Origin of the sequence: Mycobacterium pseudoshottsii JCM 15466 (assembly GCF_003584745.1) — a bacterium.
In the GTDB taxonomy this organism is placed as follows: domain Bacteria; phylum Actinomycetota; class Actinomycetes; order Mycobacteriales; family Mycobacteriaceae; genus Mycobacterium; species Mycobacterium marinum.
The window spans coordinates 2,229,933-2,252,252 of record NZ_AP018410.1; the positions used below are offsets into that span (position 1 = coordinate 2,229,933).

The following is a 22,320-nucleotide window of genomic DNA, read 5'->3' on the forward strand; positions in this document are numbered from 1 at the left end:
CCCCTGCTATTGCGCTGCTGAGTCCGTGGGAACCAGGCGCAGCGAGATCGAGTTGATGCAGTAACGCAGATCCGTCGGTGTCGGATACCCCTCGCCGGCGAACACATGGCCCAGGTGGCTGTGGCAGTTCGCGCATAGCACCTCGGTACGCAGCTGGCCCAGTGAGTGGTCGGGACGCAGGATCACCGCTTCGCTGGCCGACGGGTCAAAGAATGACGGCCAGCCGCAATGGGATTCGAACTTCTCGGTACTGCGGAACAACTCCGCGCCACAGGCCCGGCATTGGTAGATGCCCTGCGTCTTGGTGTCGGTGTACTCGCCGGTGAACGGCCGTTCGGTGTCGGCCAGACGCAGCACGTCGTACTCCCGCTGGCTGAGCCTCTTGCGCCACTCGTCTTCGCTGAGTTGCAGTTTCGGACGCTGCGAGCCGGCGTCGGAGGAGGTCATGCGTCCACGCTAGCGCGCTCTCGCTCGGCCGTCAGCCACGCCGGATCGATCCCGCTGTCCAACCGGTCTTCGGCCTTGGCGTCGAGGTAGCGGAAATACAGCACGGTGAACGTCACGATCAACAGCAGCGACCACCCGTAGGTGATCTTCAGATACTCGAGGGCGCGGCCCCACCTCATCCAGTTGAACAGCAGCCAGCGATCCAGCGTCATGAAGCCGTAGATCCCCAGCCACGCCGGCCAGTTCCGGATCACCGAGTTACGCAGCGTGATCGTCATCAGGAACGGGAACAGCATCATCGAGTAGTAGCCCTGGGCCAGCGACATCGCCAGCCACGACCACAGCAGCAGCATACCCGAGGATGCGGTGAACCAGAACAGGGGATCGCGGGTGCGGTAGTAGCGGTACAGCAGCCACAAGCTGGCGATCGCGATTGCGGTGAACAGCAGCCGCAGGAACAGGATCAACCAGGTCGGCAGGCCGAAGTAGATGCCATTGCCCTGGATCGAACTGTTGAAGTAGTCGCGGGTGCCCAGGATGTAGGGCAATGTCCGCGTGAAGAAGTCCATCGGATGATTGATCAGCGGCAGGGCGGCCAGGTTGATGACGATGGGGATCACGATGGCGGTCACCAGCGTGCGCCACTGGCGGTTGAGCAGGGGCAGCAGCAGCAGCGGGCCGAGTAGTGGTTTGAGCACCAGCGTGAATCCGATAGCTATCCCGGCCCACCATTGATGACTGACCCGGCCGTCCAACAGCCACCGCAGGAACAGCACCTCGAGCAGCAGAATGCAGCCGTTGATGTTGGTGAAGACCAGGGTGTTGGTCACGGTCTCGGTGGTGAACATGGCCAATACCAGGGCGGGGGCGGCGACCGAGGTCAGCGTGAAGTTGAACAGCCGCAGCAACAGGTACGCCGCCAGCAGAATGGCCGCGGTGTTGATCGAGATGAACAGGTAGCGCGACGGCGCGAAGGGCAGGTACCCGAACGGGGCCATCAGCAGCGTGCCGCCCGGCGGGTAGAGATAGTGCGGGTCGACGTAGTCGAAATGCTCGTTATAGATGTCCCAGCCGCGGCGGAAGTTGAGCACCGCCCGATACACCGGCTTGAAGTCGTCAGTGATGTTCCCGTTGGTCGTCAGCACGATGGCGCGATGCAGTACGGACAAAATGGTCGCCGGCCACAGCACCGAGCGCAATATCGCCGACGCGCTCGGTGGGCCGGTACGGGGACGGAATGCGGCTTGCATGCATTCACGCAAGCCGGTTCGGGTCGAGTCAGCCGCGGTCACCAGCGCACCGTACACCGGGGCGGTCGAGCCGGTTTCAGGCGGGACAGTAGGTGTCGGTGCCCGGCAGTTTGCCGTCGTTGAGATAGCCGATCAGCGGTGGTACCGCGCAGGACGAATAGATGCTGGCACCGTGTCCGATGCCCTGCCACATCACTCGCTTGCTGGCGGCGTTGGCGTTGATGATCGTGGCCGCGGTCTGGGCGACGCCTTCGTTGCCCACGATCGGGTCGTTTTGCACCCCCAGCAACAGAACGTTGACCTTGAGGCTCTTGGGGGCATCGGTTGTCGAGCCGCTGGGCCAGTGCACGCACTTGACCAGGTTGAGTGCGGCGACCGTGCCGAATTGTGGATAGAGCTTGCCCCAGGCGACCACCAGTTCGCGAACCCGGTCCGGGGTGGGGCGATTCACCGCGTCGCTGCACGAGCTGACGAACTGGCCGTCGGTGTGCTGCAGGGCATCGGCCCGGTTGATCAGGTTGGACAGCTGGTTCATGTCACCCGCGCGGGCGGCCACCAGCGCGTCCGCCAGGTTGGTCGTGGTGCGGATGCGGTCCCCGGTGGGAAAGCCCAGGGCGGTGGTGATGGCGGTGGCGATCGAGGCCACCGACTCGCCGCCGGGGCCGTTGTCGGAACGGGCGTCGTTCAGCAGTGCGGCGACGGCGCCCTTGGGATCGGATCCGAGCGCGCAGTGCACCGCGACACACTGTGCGGCGAACGCATCCAGCGCCGCTTGCTGACCCTTGACCTGTTGTTCAGCGGCGGCTTCGGCGCTGACCCCCAAAGCCACCGGGGAGTCGAGGATCAGCCGGGCGACCTTGTCGGGTCGTGATCCGGCGTAGGTGAGGGCCACCTGGGCGCCGTTGCCGATGCCGACCAGCGCCAGTGCCGGCACATCCCACAGATTGCGCAGCCGCTCGATGTCGGATGCGGCGTGTCCGTTGTCGTAGGCGGATGCGCCGGGGGCGATGGCGTCGGTGCAATCGGTGGTGGCTTCGTTGGAGATCGTCGAAAGGTTGGCCACCGGGTCATCGCCGGTTTGGAACTGCGACTGATCACGCATCTCGGTGCGCTCGTAGTGGTCCCGGCAGTCGATCGGGCTCGACATGCCCATCCCGCGGCGGTCGATGGCAACGATCGGGTGGGTGCGCAGCACGTCGGCGCCGGCATGAGACAGCCAGACCGGCAACTGAGTCGACGACGGCAGATCGGAGCCGGTGGTGAAGACCAGCGGGCCGGCGTCGCGTGGCGTCTGGCCGGAGCGGGCGCGCACCACGCCGATACTGACCGACCCGGATCCGCCGTTGACCGGATCCAGGTCGTTGTCGAAGGTCGCGCACTCCAGCCGGGTGCCGGGGGCGCCCTGAACGCCGGCATCGGAATAGACCTGTGAGGTGCAGTCGGTCCAGGACAGATCGTTCTTGGGCGCGGCGATCGGCGGCGGGCCGCTGGGCGGTGGTGTGGTGGTGGCGGCGCCCTGCGGGCGCGCGCCGGTGTTGGTGGCAAAGCGCGGGTCAGCGCCCAGTACCGGAACGCAGGCAGCCAGCACTGTGGTCACCGAGAAGGCCACCGCGACGAGAATCGGGGTGGACGGGAGGCGCCGACTCATGCCGACAACACTAACCACTCCGCTCAGCGATGCTGCGCGACGTGCAGTTCAGGCTCGAACGTAGCGGGTGTAGAGGTACCCGGCATCGTCGGTGATGACGTGAGCGCAGTGCATCCGGGTTTGCAGCTGGCCCGGGCCGGACGCAATGCGCCGGGGCAGACCACCCACCACAACGGGGGCGATGGTCAGACACAACTCGTCGAGCAGATCCTGCTCGATCAGCGATCCGAACAGCGTTGGCCCGCCCTCGGTGAGGATGCGGCGCATGCCCCGCCCGGCGAGTCTGGCCAGCAGCAGGCCCTCGTCGACCCGGTGGGGGTCCTTGCCGGAGCAGTCGACCACTTCGGCGAGGCCGGTCAGCCTCCGGCGGGTGTCGTAGACGGCCGCCGCGGCGGTCAGAACCAGCGGTGGTACCTCGGTGCGGGTGAACACGGGCAGATCCCGGTCCAGCTGACCGGAGTTGGTGGCGATCGCCAGTTGCGGGATTTCGCTTTGTCCGCGGGCCTGCCGCTGCTGGCGTTCCGCGACGCCCAGTTGCGCGCCGGAGTAGCCCTCGATGCGCACCGTGCCCGCGCCGACCAGGATGACGTCGGCCAGCTCACGCAGCAGGACAAACACGGCTCGGTCGCCCGGCCCCGCTAGGCCGCCGCTGGTGCCCCCGACGGTCGCGCCGCCGTCGAGGCTGGTGATGAAATTGGCCCGCAACCAGGTGCCGCTCAGCTTCGCCGGATAGCCGTAGAACTCGGGCAGGTCCTCGTCGGTGAGTTGGCGGTCGGTTCCGAGCAGCGTCAGCTGTGCATCGGCGGACCGGCCTGAGGTTGGGTCAGGCATGGGCAGACCTCCACGTCGGCTATGAAGTTGATTGCAACACGCCGCTACAGTGCCAGCATGCACGGGTCCACTTCTGCGGGTGCTTGGGGAGGGGTGGCGCATCTGGTGGACCGTCATCCGTCGGTGTCGCCAGAGCGGCTGATTGCCCAATTGCGCCCGCCCCCAACCTTCGCCGAGGTGAGCTTCTCGACGTATCGGCCGGATCCCGCGGAACCGACCCAGGCCGCCGCCCTGGTGGCCTGCCGGGACTTCTGCCAGGAGGCGGTGCAGCGCCGGGCTGGCCGCAAGAAGCTGTTGGGCAGGCGTGAGGTGTTGCCCGGGGTCGGGCTGTACCTCGATGGCGGATTCGGTGTGGGCAAGACGCACTTGCTGGCCTCGTCCTACTACCAGCTGCCCGGCTTGGGGCCGGACGCACCCGAACAGCCCAAGGCGTTCGCGACCTTTGGTGAGCTGACCCAGTTGGCGGGCGTTTTCGGCTTCGCCGAATGCATCGACCTGCTGGCCAACCACACGGCCGTGTGCATCGACGAGTTCGAGCTTGATGACCCCGGTAACACCACGCTGATCTCCCGGATGCTCTCGGCGTTGGTGCAGCGGGGCGTGTCGGTGGCCGCCACCTCCAATACGCTGCCCGAACAGCTGGGCGAGGGGCGCTTTGCCGCCCAGGACTTTCTGCGCGAGATCAACACGCTGGCAAGTATTTTCACCACGGTGCGGATCGAGGGGCCGGACTATCGCCACCGTGGCCTGCCGCCGGCGCCGCAGCCGTTGTCCGATGATCAGGTCGCCCAGCGCGCTGCGACGGTGCGCGGCGCGACCCTCGATGACTTCGACGCCCTGTGTGCCCACCTGGCTACCATGCATCCATCGCGGTATCTGACCCTGATCGACGGTGTGAGCGCGGTGTTTCTGACCGGTGTGCACCCCATCGAGGACCAACATGTTGCGCTGCGGCTGGTGGCGCTCACCGATCGGCTCTATGACGCCGGCGTCCCGGTGGTGGCATCCGGGGCCAAGCTGGACACCATTTTCAGTGAGGAGATGCTGGCGGGCGGTTACCGCAAGAAGTATCTACGTGCCACCTCGCGACTGTTGGCTTTGACGGCCCCGGTCAGCGAAGCTCGCGAACCATGATGTAGTCGTTCTCTTGGTGGGGGCCCAACTGAAATGTTCTGGTGCCACTCACCGTGAACCCGCGTTTGGCGTAGAAGCGTTGTGCCCGTTGGTTTTCCTGGTTCACCCCGAGCCATACCCGGCGGGCTCCCCAGTCTTGGGCGGTAGTGAGCGCATTGTCCATCAGCGCCTTGGCGGTTCCGGTGCCGTGCTGGTCGGGCAATAGGTACAGCTTGGACAACTCGACATCGCAGTCGTCGGTATCGGCGCGAACAAGCATGGCGTAGCCCACAATTCGGCCGCCAGCGCGAGCGGCAAGAATGGTGCGCTGCGGATCGTTGAGATATTCGGCGAACCGGTCGCCCGACAAGTTGGTCTCGATGAACGACGCGACGTGTTCGGCCGGTGCCGAGGGCGGACAAGCCAGCGGGAAGGTGCGCGCGGCCACCGCACCCAACTCGGCGGCGTCGACGGGGCCCGCCGCGGCGATCTGGACGTTCAGTTCAGAGGTTCCACTGTGCGAGGTGCTGGCCGGTCTTGCGGTCCAGCAGCACGACGACGGAGACCGGATCGCGATAGGCGTCCCAGTACACCCCGCCGCGCACGATCGAGCCTTGTGGTGCGTTGCCCAGTGCGGCGTCCAGCCAATCCGGTGCGTCGCAGGGGCGCGGCTTGTAGGCGTCGGCGAATTGGGTGACGCCGTCGAAGCTGAAATTGGTGGCCATGATGAAGGAATTGGGCACCCGGACCGCACGGACCGTCACGTCGGCGCGGTTCACCGAGCTGCCGGGGAAGCTCTTCACCGGCACGCCGGTGCGGGTGTAGCCGAATCCCGGCGGCGGATCGACCGGTACCACGTTGCTCACGGTGACGTCGGCGACATAGGTGCCGGTATCGACTCGAAGCGTGTCACCGATGTGTCCGATCGGCGCATCGCCGGCCCAGGCGCGGGGAGCGGCCGAGTTCAATGCCAGCACCCCGGCACCGGCGGCGAGCAAGACGGCAAAGACGGGGGCCACGAGAACGACGAGGGCGGAGCGAACAACCTTCGGCCAGCGGTGCATGTTTGCCTCCTCGGCGCCCTGTTCTGGGACCTTCGCATGATTACACATGCGGCAATGCGAAGGGGAGGGGTTGAGTCTTCAGGACTTGCCGGGGCGGCCGTCCGGTCCGTGGCCGGTCAATGACTCGAGCGCGCTGCTCAGATCGGCCTCCGCACGTGACTTCTCGACACCGGATCGGTGTAGCGGTCCGGCTCCGTCCTCGAGTTCGAGCAGCGCGAGCAGCATGTGCTCGGTGCCGATGTAGTTGTGGCCGAGCCGAAGGGCCTCACGGAAGGTCAGTTCCAGCACCTTGCGCGCCGGTCCGCTGAACGGGATGAGGGCGGGGGTTTCGCCGGTGGCCGCGGGTAGGCGCACCGACGCGCGCAGGGCCTCGGTGTCGATCGCTTGCATCCGCAGCAGCGCGGTGGCCAGCGCGGCGGGGTCGGCCAGCACTCCCAGCAGCAGGTGGTCGGGGGTGATCTCGTCGTTGGCGCCTTGGTGGGCGGCGTTCTGGGCGGCGACCACCGCGCTGCGAGCGCGCGGCGTGAAGCGTCCGAAGCCTTGCTCCGGGTCCAGCGTGGTGGCTTCGGCTCGGGGGACGAATCGCTTCTGCGCGGCCTGTTTGGTCACTCCCATGCTCTTGCCGATGTCGGTCCATGAGGCTCCGGAACGACGCGCCTGGTCGACGAAGTGTCCGATCAGATGGTCGGCGATCTCGCCGAGGTGTTCGGCGGCCAGGACCGCGTCGGTCAGCTGGTCCAGCGCGTTGGTGTGGACCTGTTTGATCGCGTCGATCAGTTCGTCGAGGCGGACGGGATAGGTGATTTTGGTCGGATCGGCCACGTCGTCAACGATAGGTTGACGATAGCGGTTTCGTCAACGCTAGGTTGACGATCTTGGCGTGTTCTCCGGGATGCAGGGATGGCGCCGGTCTGGGACCATCAGGGGGATATGAAGCTCTTGGTTGGGGTGACAGGGTTGGCCGTCATGGTCGGCCTGGCCGCACCCGCACACGCCGATGCCAACGATGACGCATTCCTGGTTGCGCTGGGAAAGGCCGGCATCACCTATCCGGACGCGGCACGAGCGATCGCGGCCGCCAAATGGATATGTCAGCAAGTGAACAACGGGACTCAGACGGTCGACGTTGTCAAGCAGGTACAGAGCTCCAATTCCGGGCTCCAAGAAGATGGCGCAGCCAAGTTCACCGCGATCGCGGCCAATGCCTATTGCCCCGCGATCCTTTCCGGCCACGGCGCAAACCCTCCCGGCTGAGCCCGCTAGGCCATTGCGTGCTCTGAGCCGGGCAAATCAGGCAAGCTGGACGGATGAGACCGACGCTGGCCGCCGCGGCCCTAGCCGGTGCCAGCGGTCTGGTCGGCTGGGGTGGTGCCCGGGCCCTGGCCCGCCGAATCGAGCGCAATCCCGACCCGTTTCCCAGGGAACGGTTGCTGGCCGAACCACAAGGTGAGCGGGTCGCGATCACCCGCCCCGACGGGGCCGTGCTGCATGCGTTGGTGGCAGGCCGGGGGACGCCGGTGATTTTGGTCCATGGCTACTGCGCCAGCCTCACCGAGTGGAATTTCGTCTGGGACGAACTGCTGGCCCGGGGCCTGCGGGTGATTGCCTTTGATCAGCGCGGCCATGGCCGGTCGACACTGGGCGCCGAGGGAATCGGATCGGAGCCCATGGCCGACGATCTTGCCGCGGTGCTGCAACACTTCGACATCCGCGACGGCGTGCTGGTCGGACATTCGATGGGGGGCTTCGTCAGCATCCGCGCCCTGCTCGACCATGGCGCCCTGGCGCAGCGGCTGCGCGCGGTGGTGCTGTTCGCCACCTGGGCGGGCCGGGTGCTGGACGGGGCTCCGCAGAACCGCCTACAGATCCCGCTGCTGGAACGCGGGATCCTGCAACGGCTGCTGCGCAGCAGGACCATCGCGGTGCTGTTCGGGGCGGCACAGTGCGGGGCGCGTCCGTCACCGGCGATGATCTCGGTATTCCTCGAGTGGTTCCATCAACATCTCGACCGGCACGGACCGCACCTACCCATCGTGCGGGCGTTCTCGCGCGAGGATCGCTATCCACGGCTGGCCGAGATCTCGGTGCCGGCGGTGGTGATGGTAGGCGATCCTCGGATCGCACCACCCCGCCCAGCCACTCGCACCGGCTGGCCGCCGGAATCCCGGGTGCCCGGCTGGTCACCGTGCCCGGCGCGGGACACCTGCTGAACTGGGAGGCGGTCGACGAGCTGGCCGAAGTCGTCGAATCCTTTGCGGCGCAGCGGTGATGATGCGGGGCCACGCGGCGGGGGTGTGGCGATGACCGCCGGCGAGCAATACTTCGACCTCGGCAGCTACCACCGGCCCGTCCAGACCCCCTCCGCCCAGGCGCAGGTCTGGTTCGACCGGGCGATGGTGTGGGCGTACGCGTTCAATCACGAAGAGTCGATCCGCTGCTTTGAACGGGCGCTGGACCTTGATCCCGGCCTGGCCATTGCGCGGTGGGGGATCGCCTACGCGGTGGGCCCGAACTACAACAAGCCGTGGGTGGCGTTCGACCCCGTCGATATGACCACGTCACTGGCCCGCGCACGCATGGAGCTGTCCCTGGCCGCCCAGGGACGGGCCAGTCCGGTCGACCAAGGCCTGGTCGCGGCGCTGCAAGCCCGCTTCCCGACCGACGACCCCGACGACGCGGAGGCGCTGCGCGCCGGCCTGGGCGCCTACGCCGACGCAATGGCAGAGCTGGCCGCCGCCTATCCGGCCGATGTCGACGTGCAGGCCCTGGCCGCCGACGCGCTGCTCAACGTCACCGCCTGGGCCCTGTGGGACACGGCGACCGGGGAGCCGGCCGCCGGCTCGCGGGTGCTCGAGGCCAAGCGCCTCCTGGACCAGGCACTGGCCACCCCCGCGGGCCGGGCCCATCCGGGAATCCTGCACCTGTACCTGCACGCATGGAGATGTCGGCGACCCCCGAGGTTGCCCTGCCGGCGGCCGACCTGTTGCGCGGCTTGGTGCCCGACGCCGGGCATCTGCAGCACATGCCTAGCCATATCGACGTGTTGTGCGGCGACTACCGCAGCTCGGTGCTGGCCAATCTTGCCGCGGTGCGGGCGGATCGGCGGTTCGTCAGTCGCGAGGGCCCGCTGAACTTCTACTCGCTCTACCGCGCGCACGACCTGCACTTCATCGTGTACTCGGCGATGTTCGAAGGGCAATCGCAGATCGCGCTGCGGGCTGCCGACGAGCTGGCCGGCCAGCTGGGGGCCGAGCTGCTATCGATCGAATCTCCGCCGATGGCCGACTGGCTCGAGGCGTTCGTGCCGCTACGGACCCACGTGCTGGTGCGGTTCGGCAGATGGCAGGAGCTGATCGCACAACCACTGCCATGCGACCGGGACCTCTACTGCACCACGACGGCCACGATTCACTATGGCCGTGGTGTCGCCCTGGCGGCCACCGGCCAACTCGCTCAGGCCCATGCCGAGCGCGCCGCGTTCGTCGAGGCCTGCGCGCGGGTGCCGGAGTCGCGGTACCTGTTCAACAACACCAGCCGCGACATCCTCGCGGTGGCCGCCGCCATGCTCGACGGTGAGATCGCCTACCGCGACGGGCGTTTCGACGAGGCCTTCGCGCACCTACGGCGCGCGGTGACACTCGATGACACGCTGCCCTACGACGAGCCCTGGGGCTGGATGCAGCCCACCCGGCATGCGTATGGGGCGCTGCTGCTCGAACAGGGCCATGTCGAGGAGGCGGCCGCGGTGTATGCCGCCGACCTGGGACTGGACCCCACCCTGGCCCGGCCGCGTCAGCATCCCGGAAACGTTTGGAGCCTGCACGGGTATCACGAGTGCCTGCAGCGGCTCGGTCGAACCGCTGAGGCCGCCATCATCGGCCAGCAGCTCGCGCTGGCCGCCGCCCGTGCCGACGTGCCGATCCGCGCCTCGTGTGCATGCCGAGTTACGGCGTGCTGCGACCAGTGACGGGGTCGCCGCCCGGGCGCGCGGGCAACCTTCGCCGGGGTATCCGATAACCCAGGGCCGCGGCGGCGGCGAGGCCGGCGCCGATAGCGAGGTCCTTGACTTCCTGGGTGGCCAGCGTCACGACGACGCCCACGACTGCCAGCAGCGGCGGCAGCGGCCACAGCGGCATCCGAAAGGGCCGCACCAAGTCGCGGTCCCGAACACGACAGACGATCGCCGAGAACGCCACCAGCAGATACACGATGGCGATGACCACGCCGGTGAACGTGATGAGCTTGGGCAGCGACATGAAGACGCACAGCAGGCCGTTGCCGAGGAAGAGGAAGAGGAATCCGTGCACCGGGACCCGCGACCGGGCTGACAGTCGACCGAACAGAGGTTGCAGCCGTCGCGGCAGCATTCCATCCCTGGCCGCGGCGTAGTAGACGCGCGCATACCCGAGGTTTGCCGCCAGGCCGGTATCGAACATCGCCACCACCACGCCGGCGACCAAAACCGTCGCGCCGGCCGGACCCATCATTATTTGGCGGGCAAGAAACTCGACCGCAGAACCATCGGTGATGGCGGCGGGAATGTCGCGGATGGCCAGGGTCGCGGCGATCACCGCGACGCACTCGACCACGACGGCCAGGACCGCGGACAAGACCACGGCGTGCGGAATCGCGCGTCGTGATCCCGCCGTCTCCTCGGAGAAATACAGCGGCCAGTCGTAGCCATTGAAGGCAAACAGCGCCGGACCGACCGCAGCGAAAATACCGGCGATGCCGACACCAACGAGGGCGCCGCCGGGCCCGGCCGTCACCGGCTGGGTGAACGGCTTGGTAACCGCGGAAGCGTGCGCGAAGGCCACGACGGTGAAGACGATGATCACGGCCAGTTCGAGGGCCAGCATGGCGGCGACAACCCAGCTGGCCGGGGCGATCTTCCCGATCGATAGCGCCGTGATGAGCGCCATCATCCCCAGCGCCAGCCACTGCACCGGTACGGCGGCGCCGATCAGCGACGACAGATACGTCGCCGCGGCGACCAGGATGGCGGCCGTCGAGACCACTCCGAGCAGCAGGAACAGCACGCTGGTGACGCCACCCGCTACGGGGCTGATGGCGCGGCGCACGATCGTGTAGGCGCCGCCGGCGGAGGGAAAGACCGAGCCGACCTCGGCGTAACACAGCGCCATACACACCGCGATGGCGGAGCCAATGACAAACGCCCACACGACGCCGGTTCCGGCGATCTGCAGCCCGTCGCCGTAGATCAAGAACACCGACGTCGTCGGGGAAATCGCGGAGACCGCGATCGCCAGCACGTTGCGTGGCCGTAGCGCCGATGCCGCAAGAGTTGCCGGCGCGGCCTCGGCCCGCCGCTGTGGCCCTTCAGACATGAGTACTACGTACACCTCCGCAGCGGAGACGACCGTCTCTGCGGTTCGAACGGTAGGCGACGGTGTAGCCGAATTCGACCACGAGAATTGATGAGCAGTGCTAAGTAGCACCTGCGAACTGCGCTGACTCTGGTGCGCGATACTGGGATTGAACCAGTGACCTCTTCCGTGTCAGGGAAGCGCTCTCCCGCTGAGCTAATCGCGCTGGGGAGATCAAATCTGGAGGTGGAGACGGGAATCGAACCCGTGTGCACGGCTTTGCAGGCCGTTGCCTCACCACTCGGCCACTCCACCGCTGGGGATTGATGCCACTTGCACCTTCGAGCGGATGACGGGATTCGAACCCGCGACCCTCACCTTGGCAAGGTGATGCGCTACCAACTGCGCTACATCCGCGCGCAACGGGCGAGATCGTCGTCCGGTGCGAAGCAAGACACTAGTCCACTTGAGCGGACGGGCACAAATCGCGAGGTCCTTTGGGGCGCTTTGGTGGTCGCCGGCTCAGACGGCGCGTTCATTGACGCCGTGGATCGTGCTAGTCTTCCTCCTCGTTGCCGTTCGGCGCCGGTCCCGTGGCTCAGTGGGAGAGCGTCCGCTTCACACGCGGAAGGTCGCTGGTTCGATCCCAGCCGGGACCACAAGGTTTGTTTATGGGTTTTCTTCACCCATGCCCGATGCGAACTCGCAGTCAAGCACCGGCGTAGGCGCCGCGAGCGGCCGTCGGGCAGCGGTCGGTGGTGGTTACCCGGTTGCCCCGTCGGTTCCGAACAGCACTCCACCTTTGCCGGCGGCGCCAGCGGTCCCGTCGGTCCCGCCAGGGGCGGCGGTGCCGCCCGCTCCGCCGTTGCCGCCGTCACCGATCAGCTGGGCCCTGCCGCCGTCCCGCCATCACCGCCCATGCCTGGCCCACCGCCGCCATGCCCGCCCGCACCGCCGGCTCCGCCGTTGCCGTACAGGAACCCACTGGTTCCGCCACCAGCGCCGGCGCCGCCGTCGCCGCCCGCGCCGGTGGTGGTGTCGACGCCCGCCCCGCCGTCCCCGCCCTGCGCGCCGTCGCCGCCCTGCCCGCCGGCGCCCCACAGCCCGGCGCCGCCGCCCACGCCGCCGCTGCCACCGCGACCACCGGTTACCCCGCTCTCCGCGATGTCAACGCTGCCGCCCATGCCACCGGCGCCGCCGCCGCCATCGCCGTAAAGCTGGCCGCCGTGCCCGCCGGCACCGCCCGCCCCGCCCGCTCCAGCCGACAGGGCGAAGTCGTCGCCGCCCTGCCCGCCGTTGCCGCCGGCGCCGCCCTGGCCGAACAGCCCCGCGGCTCCGCCGATGCCGCCGTTGCCGCCCTGACCGCTGGGCGCACCGAAGCTGCCGCTGGCGCCGATTCCGCCGATTCCGCCGGCTCCGCCGTTACCGACCAGCCAGCCGCCGCTTCCCCCGGCCCCGCCGGCGCCGCCGGGTGCGCCGATCCCTGCGGGGGCAGGCCACTCGCGCTGTAGCCGGCGCCGCCGGCGCCGCCGTTGCCGATGAGTCCGGCCGATCCGCCGCTGCCGCCGGTGGGATGCGCAGCGGTTCCGGTCCCGCCGGCTCCGCCGTTGCCCCACAGAAGTCCGCCGTCCCCGCCGTTCTGCCCGGCTGCCCCCGTGGCGCCGTCGCCGATGAGCGGGCGCCCCAACAGGGCATGGGTGGGCGCGTTGATCGCTCCGAGCACCTGTTGTTCGACCGCGTACAGCGGGGCGGCGCTGGCCGAGCTCAACAGCAGCCCGTCGCCGCCGGCGCCGCCGCCGCCGTCACCGATCAGCTGGGCGTATCCGCCGTTGCCGCCGTCACCGCCGGCGCCGCCGGCGCCGCTCATCACACCGGTCCCACCGATGGCGCCATTGCCGCCCACCCCGCCGGCGCCGCCGCTGCCGCACAGCAACCCGGCGTCGCCGCCTACGCCGCCCATGCCGCCGTGGCCTCCAGCGCCACCGTTTGCGGGGGGTCCATAGGCGCCCGCGTCGCCGCCTACGCCGCCGCTGCCCCCATCGCCGCCGATTCCTCCGTTGCCGACTAGCCAGCCGCCGTGTCCACCGGTGCCGCCGGCACCGGTGGCACTGCCGTTGCCCGTCTCGATGGCGCTGCCGCCGTTGCCGCCTTGCCCGCCGCTACCGCCGGCGCCGCCATTGCCGAATAGCCGGGCCGCACCGCCGCTGCCGCCGCTACCGCCGGCGCCACCCGCCGCGCCGCTGTCGGGCCCATCCAGCCCGCTGCCGCCGGTGCCGCCGATTCCGCCGGCCCCGCCATTGCCGTACAGCCAGCCCCCGGTTCCGCCAACCCCGCCGCTGCCGCCGGTCGCGCCGGTTTGGGCGGCCGGGCCGTAGCCGGCGCCGCCGGCCCCGCCGGTGCCGATGAGTCCGGCCGATCCGCCGCTGCCGCCGGTGGGATGCGCGGCGGTCCCGACGCCACCCGCCCCGCCGTTGCCCACAGAAGTCCGCCGTCGCCGCCGTTCTGCCCGGGCGCGCCCGCGGTGCCGTCACCGATCAGGGGCCGCCCCAACAGGGCTTGGGTGGGCGCGTTGATCACCCCGAGCAGTTGTTGTTCGATAGCTTGCAGCGGGTTGGCGCTGGCCGCCTCGGCGGCCGCATAGGAGGCCCCGGCGCTGTTGAGGGCTGTGACGAACTGCTGGTGGAACCCGGCCATCTGGGTGCTCAGGGCCTGGTAGTCCAGGGCGTGGCCGGAAAACAGTGCGGCCACCGCCGCGGAGATTTCGTCGGCGCCGGCGGCCAGCACGCCGGTGATCGGGGCCGCAGCGGCGCCGTTGGCACTCTGCAGTGCAGCGCCGATGCCGGCCAGGTCCGTGGCTGCGCCCGCCAGCATTTCCGGGGCCGCGATCACATACGACATCGGTGTCCTCCCAGCCCCTGGCCGTGCCAGAGGGGCACTGTTTCGTTGGCGAATAGTCGCAGCCGTCAATGTTAGGCACGACCATTCGCGAATTCAGGGTTTTGATGGTATCTGCAGAGTATTTAACCGCCATTTGATGAGCCGGTACATTGCCGCAATTCGTGACCGTCGAGAACGGAAATTCCTATTGTGGAATGCCATTCCAATTATTCGGATAGCAAACTTTGCTAGCTGCGACTCCACTCGGGTGCGATTGATCTATCTGCCTGCTTAGCGGCGCGTCGGCCGCGTCTCGGTGCCTCAGGTGTTTGTTTGCTGATCAGCCAGGGTTCGTGTGCGATCACAAGCACTACGTGTTGACGTCTGCTGTTGCTGAGTTAACGGCTAAAAGCCTTGCGGGCCAGGGGGTAACGCTGGTCAATGGCATGCCGATTCGGCAAACAAATTCCGTTCGATCCCGGCTCCGGGGCAGGGCCAGGGCTCCGGCGTTGTTGATTAGCAGGCTTGTGAGCTGGGGAATTGTGGATTGAGGAGGTCTAGGCGGCGGTTGGCGGTCAAAGCGGTGATCCGGCAGGCTTCGGCGATGTTGTCGGCGCCGTTGAGGCGGTGCAGATTGATCGCGGTGTTGCGTAGCGTTGCTAGGACCTGTGCGCCGTTTCCGGTATGTGCCCTTTGACGGTCTTCGTCGAAGGTGACGTCGCGTATCCAGTGCAGGCTGTTCTCGATTCCCCAGTGTTGACGCATCCAGGTCATGATCGCGGTAGGGCGGGCGTGCTCGAACGGCAGGCTGCAGATGGCATAGACCACCTCCACGCTGCGCTGGTCGGTGGCGGTGATCAAGCGTTCACGAGTGATCCGGATGATTTGTTTTGCGTAGGGGAAGCCGATTCCTCGTGCAGCGGTGATGATTTGCAGGGTGCGGGTCTCGACACGGCCGTGGCCGCGGGAGTCGTCGGTAGCGGCTGCGGGCACCTCGGCCCAGGGCAGCGCGGTGATACGCGCAAATATTTTGGCTTGGTTGGACTTGACGATCATCAGGTAGTGCGACTTCAAGGTGGCGCAGATCAACTTCGCGGTGACGACCTGGGTATGCATCGCATCCACGGTGACCAGCCACCGCAAGCTACCCGGCAGCAGCGTGAGCAGGGCACGTACGCAGGGAATTTCATTGCTTTTCTCGGCGACAGCGAGTTGACCGAGCACCAATCGGGCACGGTGGGCGAACACCGACACGAGATGCGTGGCTGTCGCTTTGGCGCGTAAAGCACCACGCAGCATCTTGCCGTCCAACGCGATCGGCACCAATCCACTGGGGTCGCTGCTGGCCACGTGTGCAGTGAAGTAACTGCCCATCCTGGCGTTGAGGTCGGCGGGGTCTAGCCGAGACAAAACAGCGCGGAAGGTCTTCTCACTGGGCCGCCGGAACCGGACCCCTAATTGGGCCAACACATCATCGGGAGCGGTGGCCGCCCATGTGGCAAAACCAGCATAGCCGCGCATCCCCGCGGCAGTGGCCAGAACCGCGATCGCCAACAAAGCCATCAGCGAATACCTCCGACCGCGTGGGCCCCTCGGGTCTGGCACCGAGGCCAACACATCGAGAAACTCCGATCCGATGAACTCGCTGCGCTCACCAGGACTCCAGCGGTCGAACACCTCTGGAACCGACGACACACGCAATACTGAAACGGTAGGCACGGGCAACTCCAGACCAACGACGAACAGTAACCAACTCGATCGTTCTCCAGATAGCCCGTGCCTACACTCCGGCCCCAATAGCGCGGCACCAAAGATCATCAACCCAGCTCACAAGCCTGCTAATCAACAACGCCGGAGCCCTGGGCTCCGGGGCCGCCCGGTAGGTGCGCCGCGGCACCTGGCTACCCCTGGGGCACGGCAAGGCCGCGGCAGCGGACCCCGGTCAGGCCGCGAAGTACCCGCTGACCCCGACGGTAAACGTCGGGCAGTCGGCGCCGAAGAGGTCCACGGTGAAGGTGACCTGGTTGCCGGCGGCGACGAAATCATCCGGCTCAGCAAATGCGTCCGCTTCGCTAAGCAAATTGTTGCCGTCAAAGCAGTAGGCCGCGACGGAGAATGGGCCCTCGACGGATTTCCCGGTGTTGTTGATGGCCGCTCCGACGATGGAATACGGCGTCATGTTGGCCTCGGTGGCCTTGAGCAGTGCCGTGCCGGACAGGTCCGCATCGGTGGTGGTGCTGTTCACCGAGAACTCGTACTTGGCATCCGGGGGTGGAGGTGGCGTCCTGTCGTCGAAGTAGATGAACGCAAGGCCCACCTCGCCGGACTTCACCCGCGCGGGGATCGTGCCCTGGCTGCTGCCGGTCTTGATGACGGTGCCCTCACTGCGGACCAGCCCCGTCCAGTCGATGAATGAGATCGTCTCGCTCGTGTTGTTGCGGAAGGCAAACGGGAGCTTGGCTGATCCGCCCTCATGCACGGTCAGCGGACCGACTTGAACGACGGACATCTTGTTCGGCTCCCCCTCGGGGAAGCTGGGGTGCGCCGAACCGGCAAGCAGGCCGCCGGCATTGAAGGGCAACGGTTCGGCGCTCAATTCTGGCGCAGTGGTGGTTTCCTGCGCTGACGACGAGCCATGAGCCGCCGGGTGGCTCACCCGTCCGGACCCGCCACAGGCGACGAGGAACAACAACAGGAAGCTGGGAACGGCGACCCGCAGTATTTGCCCCGGCCCGGGAGTAGTACCGGCCTCACGCATATGGATCGCCGGCGGGCTGGCTCGTGAGCTGGCTCATTTGACAGGTCTCCTCGGCGGGCGATTTCGCACCGGCAGTAACGATCCCGACAAAACCTAGCAAACCTCGCCTCGGAAGAGGCCGAAATGGCTATCCCCGGCAAATCTGCGCGGTATCGGGATGCTCGTTGAGCAACTCGGCGATCAGGGCTCGCACTCGTTCGCCGATGTCGTCCCGGATCGGCCGCACGACGTCGAGGGGCTGGCCGGCCGGGTCGGCCAGGGTCCAGTCGCGGTAGCTGACGCCGGGGAAGTACGGGCAGGCGTCGCCGCAGCCCATGGTGATGACGACGTCGCTGGTCTGTACCCACGCCCCGGTGAGCACCTCGGGTGTGTTGGCGGTGATGTCGATGCCCAGTTCGGCCATCGCTGCTACCGCGACGGGATTGATGCGGTCAGCGGGCTCGGTACCGGCCGAGCGAACTTCGATGCGATCACCGGCGAGGTGGCGCAGCCATCCGGCGGCCATCTGCGAACGTCCGGCGTTGTGTACGCAGACGAACAAGACGCTGGGCTTGATCATGTCGTGCTTGCGCCGGTGGGGCCGGACCGTAGTAGCGGTTGCGCAGCGCCAGGGACACATAGACCAGTCCCACCAGAACCGGCACTTCGATCAGCGGGCCGACGACTCCGGCCAGCGCCTGACCCGAGGTTGCGCCGTAGGTGGCGATGGCCACGGCGATGGCCAGTTCGAAGTTGTTGCCCGCGGCGGTGAACGCCATGGTCGTGGTGCGTTGGTAGCCCAGGTGCAGCGCCGCGCCCAGCAGGTAGCCGCCGCCCCACATGACGGCGAAGTAGACCAGTAGCGGCAGCGCGATGCGCGCGACATCCTGGGGGCGATTGGTGATCTGATCGCCTTGCAGCGCAAACAGGATCACGATGGTGAACAGCAGGCCATAGAGCGCCCACGGCCCGACCTTGGGCAGAAACCGGGATTCATGCCAGCCGCGGCCTTTCGCCCGCTCGCCCAACCGCCGGGACAGGTATCCGGCCAGCAGCGGGATACCAAGGAAGATCAGCACCGATTTGGCGATCTGCCACGGCGAGGTGGAGATGGTGGTCTGTGTCAGATGCAGCCAACCCGGAAGTACCGACAGGTAGAACCAGCCCAGCACCGCGAACATCGCCACCTGGAAAATCGAGTTCAGCGCGACCAGCACCGCGGCCGCCTCGCGATCCCCGCGGGCCAGGTCGTTCCAGATGATCACCATGGCGATGCAGCGGGCCAGTCCGACGATGATCAGGCCGGTTCGGTACTCCGGCAGATCCGGCAGCAGCAGCCAGGCCAGTGCGAACATCAGCGCCGGGCCGGCCACCCAATTCAGCAGCAGGGAACTGATCAACAGCTTGCGATCGCCGGTGACGCTATCGAGGCGGTCGTAGCGCACCTTGGCCAGTACCGGATACATCATGATCAGCAGGCCAAGGGCGATCGGGAGCGAGATCCCGTCGACCTGAACCTTTTCCAATGCCGTGTTCAGGCCTGGAATCCAGCGCCCGAGCAGCAACCCGGCGGCCATCGCCAGCCCGATCCATACCGGCAAGAACCGGTCCAGGGTGGAAAGCTTGCCCACCACCGCGGGCGCGGGCTGGTGGTCGACGGTGCCGGTCATGCCGATGTCTCCAGCTCGGTTGCGCTGCCCGCGTGAACGCTCAACAGCCGCGACAGCGCGTTGAGTGCTTCCGGGACCACGGCGTAGTACACCCACGAGGCGCGCCGTTGTGAAGTGAGCAAACCCGCGTCCCGCAGCACCTTGAGATGGTGGGAAATCGTGGGCTGGCCCACCTCGACTCCGGCGGAGATGTCACAGACGCAGGCTTCGCCTCCGGCATGACTTGCTACCGAGCTCAGCAGCTGCAACCGCACCGGATCGGCCAATGCCTTGAATCGGGCCGCCATTTCGACCGCTGAGCTGGCCTCGAGCGGCTCACGCAGCAGCGGCGCTGTCACACAGCACGGCGCATCCATTTCGACACGATTCGACATGCATCGATATTGATGGATATCGAATCCGATGGCAAGTGGGGCGCTCGGCCCAGCCGCCCCACCCGCCTCGGGTCATCACCTAGCAGCAGGATGTCGCGGCCGCGGTCTGCGCGCCGCAGCACCCACCCGCCTCGGCCGCGTCGCTCTCCTGGTCGGCGGGGTGTTGCGGACTGGTGCCGAAGGTTTCGGAGTCGGCCAGCACGGTGTATACCTCCCAGCGCTCACCGCCGGGGCCGGTCATCCACACCTTGTTTTGGGTGGCAAAACAACACGTCGTGCCCATCTCTTCCTCGGTGAACATTCCGGTCTCGGCCAAGCGGGCGATCTCGGCATGCACGGTGTCGCTATCGCCGACTTCCACGCCGAGATGGTTGAGGGTGCCGCCAGCGCCGGGGTTTTCCAGCAGCACCAGCTTCAGTGGGGGATCGGCCACCGCAAAGTTGGCGTATCCGGGTTTGCGTTTGGCCGGTTCGGCGTTAAACAGCTTGGAATAGAACGTGATTGCCGCGTCAAGGTCATCGACATTGAGGGCAAGCTGAACACGGGACATCGGGTGAAACCTCCGGCTGGTTAGACATATATCAAAGTGGCGCCGCTGCCCAGTGTCGTCACTTTTTTGATATATGTCAAGGTATCTGGCAGAGTGAACTTGTGCCCAAGGCCCTGCCCGTGATCGACATCTCCGCACCCGTTTGCTGTGCCCCGGTGGCCGCCGGACCGATCGGCGACGACGACGCCTTGGCGGTGGCCCTGCGGCTCAAGGCCCTGGCGGACCCGGCGCGGGTCAAGATCATGTCGCTGCTCTTCGGTTCCCCGGCCGGGGAGGAGATCAGTGGCACCCTCGCCACCGCGCTCAACCTCAGCGATGGCACCGTCAGCCATCACCTGACCCAGCTGCGCAAGGCGGGCCTGGTGGTCTCCGAGCGGCGCGGCATGCACGTCTTTCACCGAGTGCACACCGAGGGCCTGCAGGCGTTGTGCGCGGTGCTCAGTCCCGACTGCTGCACCTGAGCCGGCCGCGGTCGCCGCACGGCGAGGCGCTACCCGGCGCGATGGCATACCGTCAGCCTTGGCAGGTTGTCCAAAACAACACGGAGGATGGCAGACGATGAGCTTTTCCGACGGGCTGGGCGTGTTGAAACTCGAATGCCCGCAAGGTCATCCGGTGGGCAGGATCCTCAAAGAGGCCGCGCATCAGTCGGTCCAATTCGACCCCGGTGCACAGGTCGGGCCACGCCGATTCTGGCCGGACGAAGACGGGCAGGGCCAGTTCAAAGCGCACTGCCGCTATTGCGACAAACCCGTGGGGGACTCCATCGCGACGCTGCAGAACAAATACAACGAATTGCTCGCCGACCCCGCCCAGATGTACGCAACCGCGACGGTCCCGTACCTGTAGCCACCGCCCCGGCGGGGCGACGGCAGGACTTAGGATTCGCCAATGGGCGGTTCAGTCACTCCTGACGAGGCGATCGAAGCGATCCGGGGGACCGGGGGAGCGTGTCCCGGTTACCGGGCGTTGCACGCCAAGGGAACCCTGTATCGCGGCACGTTCACCGCGACCCCCGAGGCGGCCGGGCTTTCTCGCGCCAAACACTTCGACGGCGCCACCGTCGCGGCGCTGATCCGGTTTTCCAATGGATCGGGCAAGCCCACCCAGCGCGACGGCGCGCCCGGAGTGCGCGGCATGGCAGTGAAATTCACACTGCCCGACAAGTCCACCACCGATGTGTCGATGCAGACCGCGCGGCTGTTCACCTCGAGCACGCCGGAGGGGTTCGTAGATCTGCTCAAAGCGCTGCGGCCGAGCCTGACCACCCCGGCGCGCATTGCGAAGTATCTGGTCACCCACCCGCGCGTGCTGGCCGCGCTGCCGATCCTGGGCGCGGCGAACAGAATTCCGGCCAGTTACGCCACCTGCGAATATCACGGGCTGCACGCTTTTCGCTGGGTAGCCGCTGACGGCAGTGCGAGATTCGTTCGCTACCACATGATTCCCGCGGTCGGGGAGAAATTCCTGTCGCCGCTGGCGGCCCGCAACCAGGGCGCCGACTTCCTCACCGACGAACTGCAAACCCGCCTCGCCGCCGGGCCGGTGCGGTTCTATTTTCGCGTCCAAATCGCCGGCCCGGGGGATTCGATCGTCGATCCGTCGGTGCCTTGGCAGGGTTCGGAGATGGTCACCGTCGGCACCCTTGACGTCACTGGCGTTGACACCGAACGCGAACACGACGGCGATATCGTCGTGTTCGACCCGATGCGGGTGACCGACGGCATCGAAGCCTCTGATGACCCGGTGCTTCGCTTTCGCACACTCGCGTACTCGGCGTCGGTCAAGTTGCGTACCGGTGTGGATCGCGGCCCGCAGGCCCCGCCTGACCCCGCTTGAACCCAACGGGGCCGGGTGCTCAATCCGATGGGGCGGGCAACGCTAGGGCGGCGTCCACCGACCGGTAGACGGGCAGTGCGTCGCTGAGCCCGCACGCCGCCACGATGCGAGTCACGCGGGTGTGGGCGGCACTGGCGATGCGCAGCTCGACGCCGCGGGCGCGACATCGGCCGGCCTGCTCGGCCAGAACCTCGAACGCGCAGCAGCCCATGAAATCAAGGCCGCTCACGTCGACGACGAACAATCCCGGCGACGGGGCACTGGCGGCCGTCTCGGCGATCAGCTGGCGCCAGGTGTGTTCGTTGGCCGCGTCCACCTCGCCGCCCGCGTGGATCAACACCGCGGTGCTGCGGAAGTCGGTGGCGGCCCGCAGTGTGCTGTGCGGGTCGCCCAACTCGCGGAGCAGCCGGATGCTGAGCATTGGGTGAGGGGTAAAGGGTTCTGCGATATCCACGCTCATGGTGCGCTCCTAATCGACTGGCGTCGTAACGCCGCGATGGATGCCCGTCCTGCGCGTCTGAAGACAGACTTTCGTCGCTCGAATCTCATTTGTATAACAAGACAGGGTGGTCTGTCTACCTCTTCGGCCTGAG

At 67.1% G+C, this 22,320-nt stretch carries 19 protein-coding genes, 4 tRNA genes and 3 pseudogenes; 8 read left to right on the forward strand and 18 right to left on the reverse strand.

What is annotated here, in order from left to right; genetic code table 11:
- Positions 1-6: 6 nt before the first annotated feature.
- The 4 genes from msrB to MPSD_RS10190 are packed head-to-tail and all read right to left on the reverse strand — an operon-like array spanning position 7 to position 4,176.
- Positions 7-447: a peptide-methionine (R)-S-oxide reductase MsrB gene (gene msrB / locus MPSD_RS10175; protein WP_020787957.1), complete on the reverse strand. Its 441-nt coding sequence runs from the start codon at positions 445-447 to the stop codon at positions 7-9.
- Positions 444-1,754, reverse strand: coding sequence for an arabinofuranan 3-O-arabinosyltransferase (aftC, locus tag MPSD_RS10180; RefSeq protein ID WP_086085214.1), 1,311 nt, complete (start codon positions 1,752-1,754; stop codon positions 444-446). The genes msrB and aftC overlap by 4 nt, the downstream gene beginning before the upstream one ends.
- 19 nt (positions 1,755-1,773) lie before the next feature.
- Entirely contained in the window at positions 1,774-3,363 is a 1,590-nt protein-coding gene (locus MPSD_RS10185; RefSeq protein ID WP_085979809.1) for an alpha/beta fold hydrolase, read from the reverse strand.
- A 30-nt stretch (positions 3,364-3,393) separates the two neighbouring features.
- Entirely contained in the window at positions 3,394-4,176 is a 783-nt protein-coding gene (locus MPSD_RS10190) for a pyrimidine reductase family protein (RefSeq protein ID WP_086085213.1), read from the reverse strand.
- A gap of 21 nt (positions 4,177-4,197) precedes the next feature.
- On the opposite strand from MPSD_RS10190, the gene zapE reads away from it, so the two are divergent.
- On the forward strand, positions 4,198-5,310 hold the full coding sequence (gene zapE / locus MPSD_RS10195; protein ID WP_015355349.1) for a cell division protein ZapE: 1,113 nt from the start codon (positions 4,198-4,200) through the stop codon (positions 5,308-5,310).
- Here zapE and MPSD_RS10200 read toward each other — a convergent pair.
- From MPSD_RS10200 to MPSD_RS10210, 3 genes are all read right to left on the reverse strand, one after another.
- On the reverse strand, positions 5,288-5,791 hold the full coding sequence (locus MPSD_RS10200; RefSeq protein WP_223161269.1) for a GNAT family N-acetyltransferase: 504 nt from the start codon (positions 5,789-5,791) through the stop codon (positions 5,288-5,290). The two genes, zapE and MPSD_RS10200, sit on opposite strands and share 23 nt — an antisense overlap.
- A gap of 1 nt (position 5,792) precedes the next feature.
- Positions 5,793-6,353, reverse strand: coding sequence for a hypothetical protein (locus MPSD_RS10205; protein ID WP_020787955.1), 561 nt, complete (start codon positions 6,351-6,353; stop codon positions 5,793-5,795).
- A gap of 78 nt (positions 6,354-6,431) precedes the next feature.
- Positions 6,432-7,175, reverse strand: a complete 744-nt coding sequence (locus tag MPSD_RS10210; RefSeq protein WP_015355352.1) for a Clp protease N-terminal domain-containing protein — start codon at positions 7,173-7,175, stop codon at positions 6,432-6,434.
- Between the two features lie 108 nt (positions 7,176-7,283).
- On the opposite strand from MPSD_RS10210, the gene MPSD_RS10215 reads away from it, so the two are divergent.
- The 3 genes and pseudogenes from MPSD_RS10215 to MPSD_RS10225 all read left to right on the forward strand — a co-directional run bounded on the left by MPSD_RS10215 (position 7,284) and on the right by MPSD_RS10225 (position 10,320).
- The gene (locus tag MPSD_RS10215) at positions 7,284-7,607 is read left to right on the forward strand and encodes a DUF732 domain-containing protein (protein WP_011741101.1); all 324 of its coding nucleotides are present in this window, start codon (positions 7,284-7,286) and stop codon (positions 7,605-7,607) included.
- Positions 7,608-7,660: 53 nt separating this feature from the next.
- Entirely contained in the window at positions 7,661-8,563 is a 903-nt protein-coding gene (locus MPSD_RS10220) for an alpha/beta fold hydrolase (RefSeq protein ID WP_232022805.1), read from the forward strand.
- Between the two features lie 90 nt (positions 8,564-8,653).
- Positions 8,654-10,320 (forward strand): annotated as a pseudogene (locus MPSD_RS10225) (tetratricopeptide repeat protein).
- Here the strand turns inward: MPSD_RS10225 and MPSD_RS10230 are convergent.
- The 4 genes from MPSD_RS10230 to MPSD_RS10245 form a co-directional block, all read right to left on the reverse strand.
- A complete protein-coding gene (locus tag MPSD_RS10230) occupies positions 10,298-11,701 on the reverse strand; it encodes an APC family permease (RefSeq protein ID WP_086085212.1) in 1,404 nt (467 codons plus the stop codon). The pseudogene MPSD_RS10225 and the gene MPSD_RS10230 overlap by 23 nt on opposite strands.
- Before the next feature lie 130 nt (positions 11,702-11,831).
- Positions 11,832-11,906, reverse strand: a tRNA-Val gene (locus tag MPSD_RS10235).
- Positions 11,907-11,921: 15 nt separating this feature from the next.
- A tRNA-Cys gene (locus MPSD_RS10240) sits at positions 11,922-11,995 on the reverse strand.
- A 29-nt stretch (positions 11,996-12,024) separates the two neighbouring features.
- Positions 12,025-12,097: transfer RNA gene (locus MPSD_RS10245), tRNA-Gly, on the reverse strand.
- Between the two features lie 170 nt (positions 12,098-12,267).
- Here MPSD_RS10245 and MPSD_RS10250 point away from each other — a divergent pair.
- Positions 12,268-12,339, forward strand: a tRNA-Val gene (locus MPSD_RS10250).
- A 103-nt stretch (positions 12,340-12,442) separates the two neighbouring features.
- Here the strand turns inward: MPSD_RS10250 and MPSD_RS10255 are convergent.
- The 6 genes and pseudogenes from MPSD_RS10255 to MPSD_RS10290 all read right to left on the reverse strand — a co-directional run bounded on the left by MPSD_RS10255 (position 12,443) and on the right by MPSD_RS10290 (position 19,888).
- A pseudogene (locus MPSD_RS10255) lies at positions 12,443-14,578 on the reverse strand (PE family protein).
- A 495-nt stretch (positions 14,579-15,073) separates the two neighbouring features.
- A complete protein-coding gene (locus MPSD_RS10260) occupies positions 15,074-16,276 on the reverse strand; it encodes an ISAs1-like element IS2404/ISMul1 family transposase (RefSeq protein ID WP_420811896.1) in 1,203 nt (400 codons plus the stop codon).
- Positions 16,277-16,499: 223 nt separating this feature from the next.
- Positions 16,500-17,315, reverse strand: a complete 816-nt coding sequence (locus MPSD_RS10270; RefSeq protein WP_020787949.1) for a hypothetical protein — start codon at positions 17,313-17,315, stop codon at positions 16,500-16,502.
- Positions 17,316-17,442: 127 nt separating this feature from the next.
- Positions 17,443-18,964 (reverse strand): annotated as a pseudogene (gene arsB, locus MPSD_RS10280) (ACR3 family arsenite efflux transporter).
- Complete coding sequence (locus MPSD_RS10285; RefSeq protein WP_011741095.1) at positions 18,961-19,338, reverse strand: ArsR/SmtB family transcription factor; 378 nt, start codon at positions 19,336-19,338, stop codon at positions 18,961-18,963. The pseudogene arsB and the gene MPSD_RS10285 overlap by 4 nt, the downstream one beginning before the upstream one ends.
- 79 nt (positions 19,339-19,417) lie before the next feature.
- Complete coding sequence (locus tag MPSD_RS10290) at positions 19,418-19,888, reverse strand: ArsI/CadI family heavy metal resistance metalloenzyme (protein ID WP_020787946.1); 471 nt, start codon at positions 19,886-19,888, stop codon at positions 19,418-19,420.
- Between the two features lie 101 nt (positions 19,889-19,989).
- Here MPSD_RS10290 and MPSD_RS10295 point away from each other — a divergent pair, with 101 nt between their 5' ends.
- From MPSD_RS10295 to MPSD_RS10305, 3 genes are all read left to right on the forward strand, one after another.
- Positions 19,990-20,349 (forward strand): Rv2640c family ArsR-like transcriptional regulator, encoded by a 360-nt coding sequence (locus MPSD_RS10295; RefSeq protein WP_086085840.1) that lies wholly within the window; start codon positions 19,990-19,992, stop codon positions 20,347-20,349.
- Positions 20,350-20,446: 97 nt separating this feature from the next.
- Positions 20,447-20,737 (forward strand): hypothetical protein, encoded by a 291-nt coding sequence (locus MPSD_RS10300; protein WP_012393834.1) that lies wholly within the window; start codon positions 20,447-20,449, stop codon positions 20,735-20,737.
- Positions 20,738-20,779: 42 nt separating this feature from the next.
- The gene (locus MPSD_RS10305; RefSeq protein ID WP_015355359.1) at positions 20,780-21,727 is read left to right on the forward strand and encodes a catalase family peroxidase; all 948 of its coding nucleotides are present in this window, start codon (positions 20,780-20,782) and stop codon (positions 21,725-21,727) included.
- Between the two features lie 19 nt (positions 21,728-21,746).
- Here the strand turns inward: MPSD_RS10305 and MPSD_RS10310 are convergent, their stop codons facing one another.
- On the reverse strand, positions 21,747-22,187 hold the full coding sequence (locus MPSD_RS10310; RefSeq protein ID WP_011741090.1) for an anti-sigma factor antagonist: 441 nt from the start codon (positions 22,185-22,187) through the stop codon (positions 21,747-21,749).
- Between the last annotated feature and the right edge of the window lie 133 nt (positions 22,188-22,320).

Excerpts from the sequence above, each read along its gene's own strand:
- MPSD_RS10285 (WP_011741095.1), bottom strand. The coding sequence starts at position 19,338 with ATGTCGAATCGTGTCGAAATGGATGCGCCGTGCTGTGTGACAGCGCCG.
- MPSD_RS10215 (WP_011741101.1), top strand. The coding sequence starts at position 7,284 with ATGAAGCTCTTGGTTGGGGTGACAGGGTTGGCCGTCATGGTCGGCCTG.
- MPSD_RS10230 (WP_086085212.1), bottom strand. The coding sequence starts at position 11,701 with ATGTCTGAAGGGCCACAGCGGCGGGCCGAGGCCGCGCCGGCAACTCTT.
- MPSD_RS10310 (WP_011741090.1), bottom strand. The coding sequence starts at position 22,187 with ATGAGCGTGGATATCGCAGAACCCTTTACCCCTCACCCAATGCTCAGC.
- MPSD_RS10300 (WP_012393834.1), top strand. The coding sequence starts at position 20,447 with ATGAGCTTTTCCGACGGGCTGGGCGTGTTGAAACTCGAATGCCCGCAA.
- msrB (WP_020787957.1), bottom strand. The coding sequence starts at position 447 with ATGACCTCCTCCGACGCCGGCTCGCAGCGTCCGAAACTGCAACTCAGC.
- MPSD_RS10305 (WP_015355359.1), top strand. The coding sequence starts at position 20,780 with ATGGGCGGTTCAGTCACTCCTGACGAGGCGATCGAAGCGATCCGGGGG.
- MPSD_RS10290 (WP_020787946.1), bottom strand. The coding sequence starts at position 19,888 with ATGTCCCGTGTTCAGCTTGCCCTCAATGTCGATGACCTTGACGCGGCA.
- MPSD_RS10270 (WP_020787949.1), bottom strand. The coding sequence starts at position 17,315 with ATGCGTGAGGCCGGTACTACTCCCGGGCCGGGGCAAATACTGCGGGTC.
- MPSD_RS10205 (WP_020787955.1), bottom strand. The coding sequence starts at position 6,353 with ATGCACCGCTGGCCGAAGGTTGTTCGCTCCGCCCTCGTCGTTCTCGTG.
- zapE (WP_015355349.1), top strand. The coding sequence starts at position 4,198 with ATGAAGTTGATTGCAACACGCCGCTACAGTGCCAGCATGCACGGGTCC.
- MPSD_RS10190 (WP_086085213.1), bottom strand. The coding sequence starts at position 4,176 with ATGCCTGACCCAACCTCAGGCCGGTCCGCCGATGCACAGCTGACGCTG.
- MPSD_RS10220 (WP_232022805.1), top strand. The coding sequence starts at position 7,661 with ATGAGACCGACGCTGGCCGCCGCGGCCCTAGCCGGTGCCAGCGGTCTG.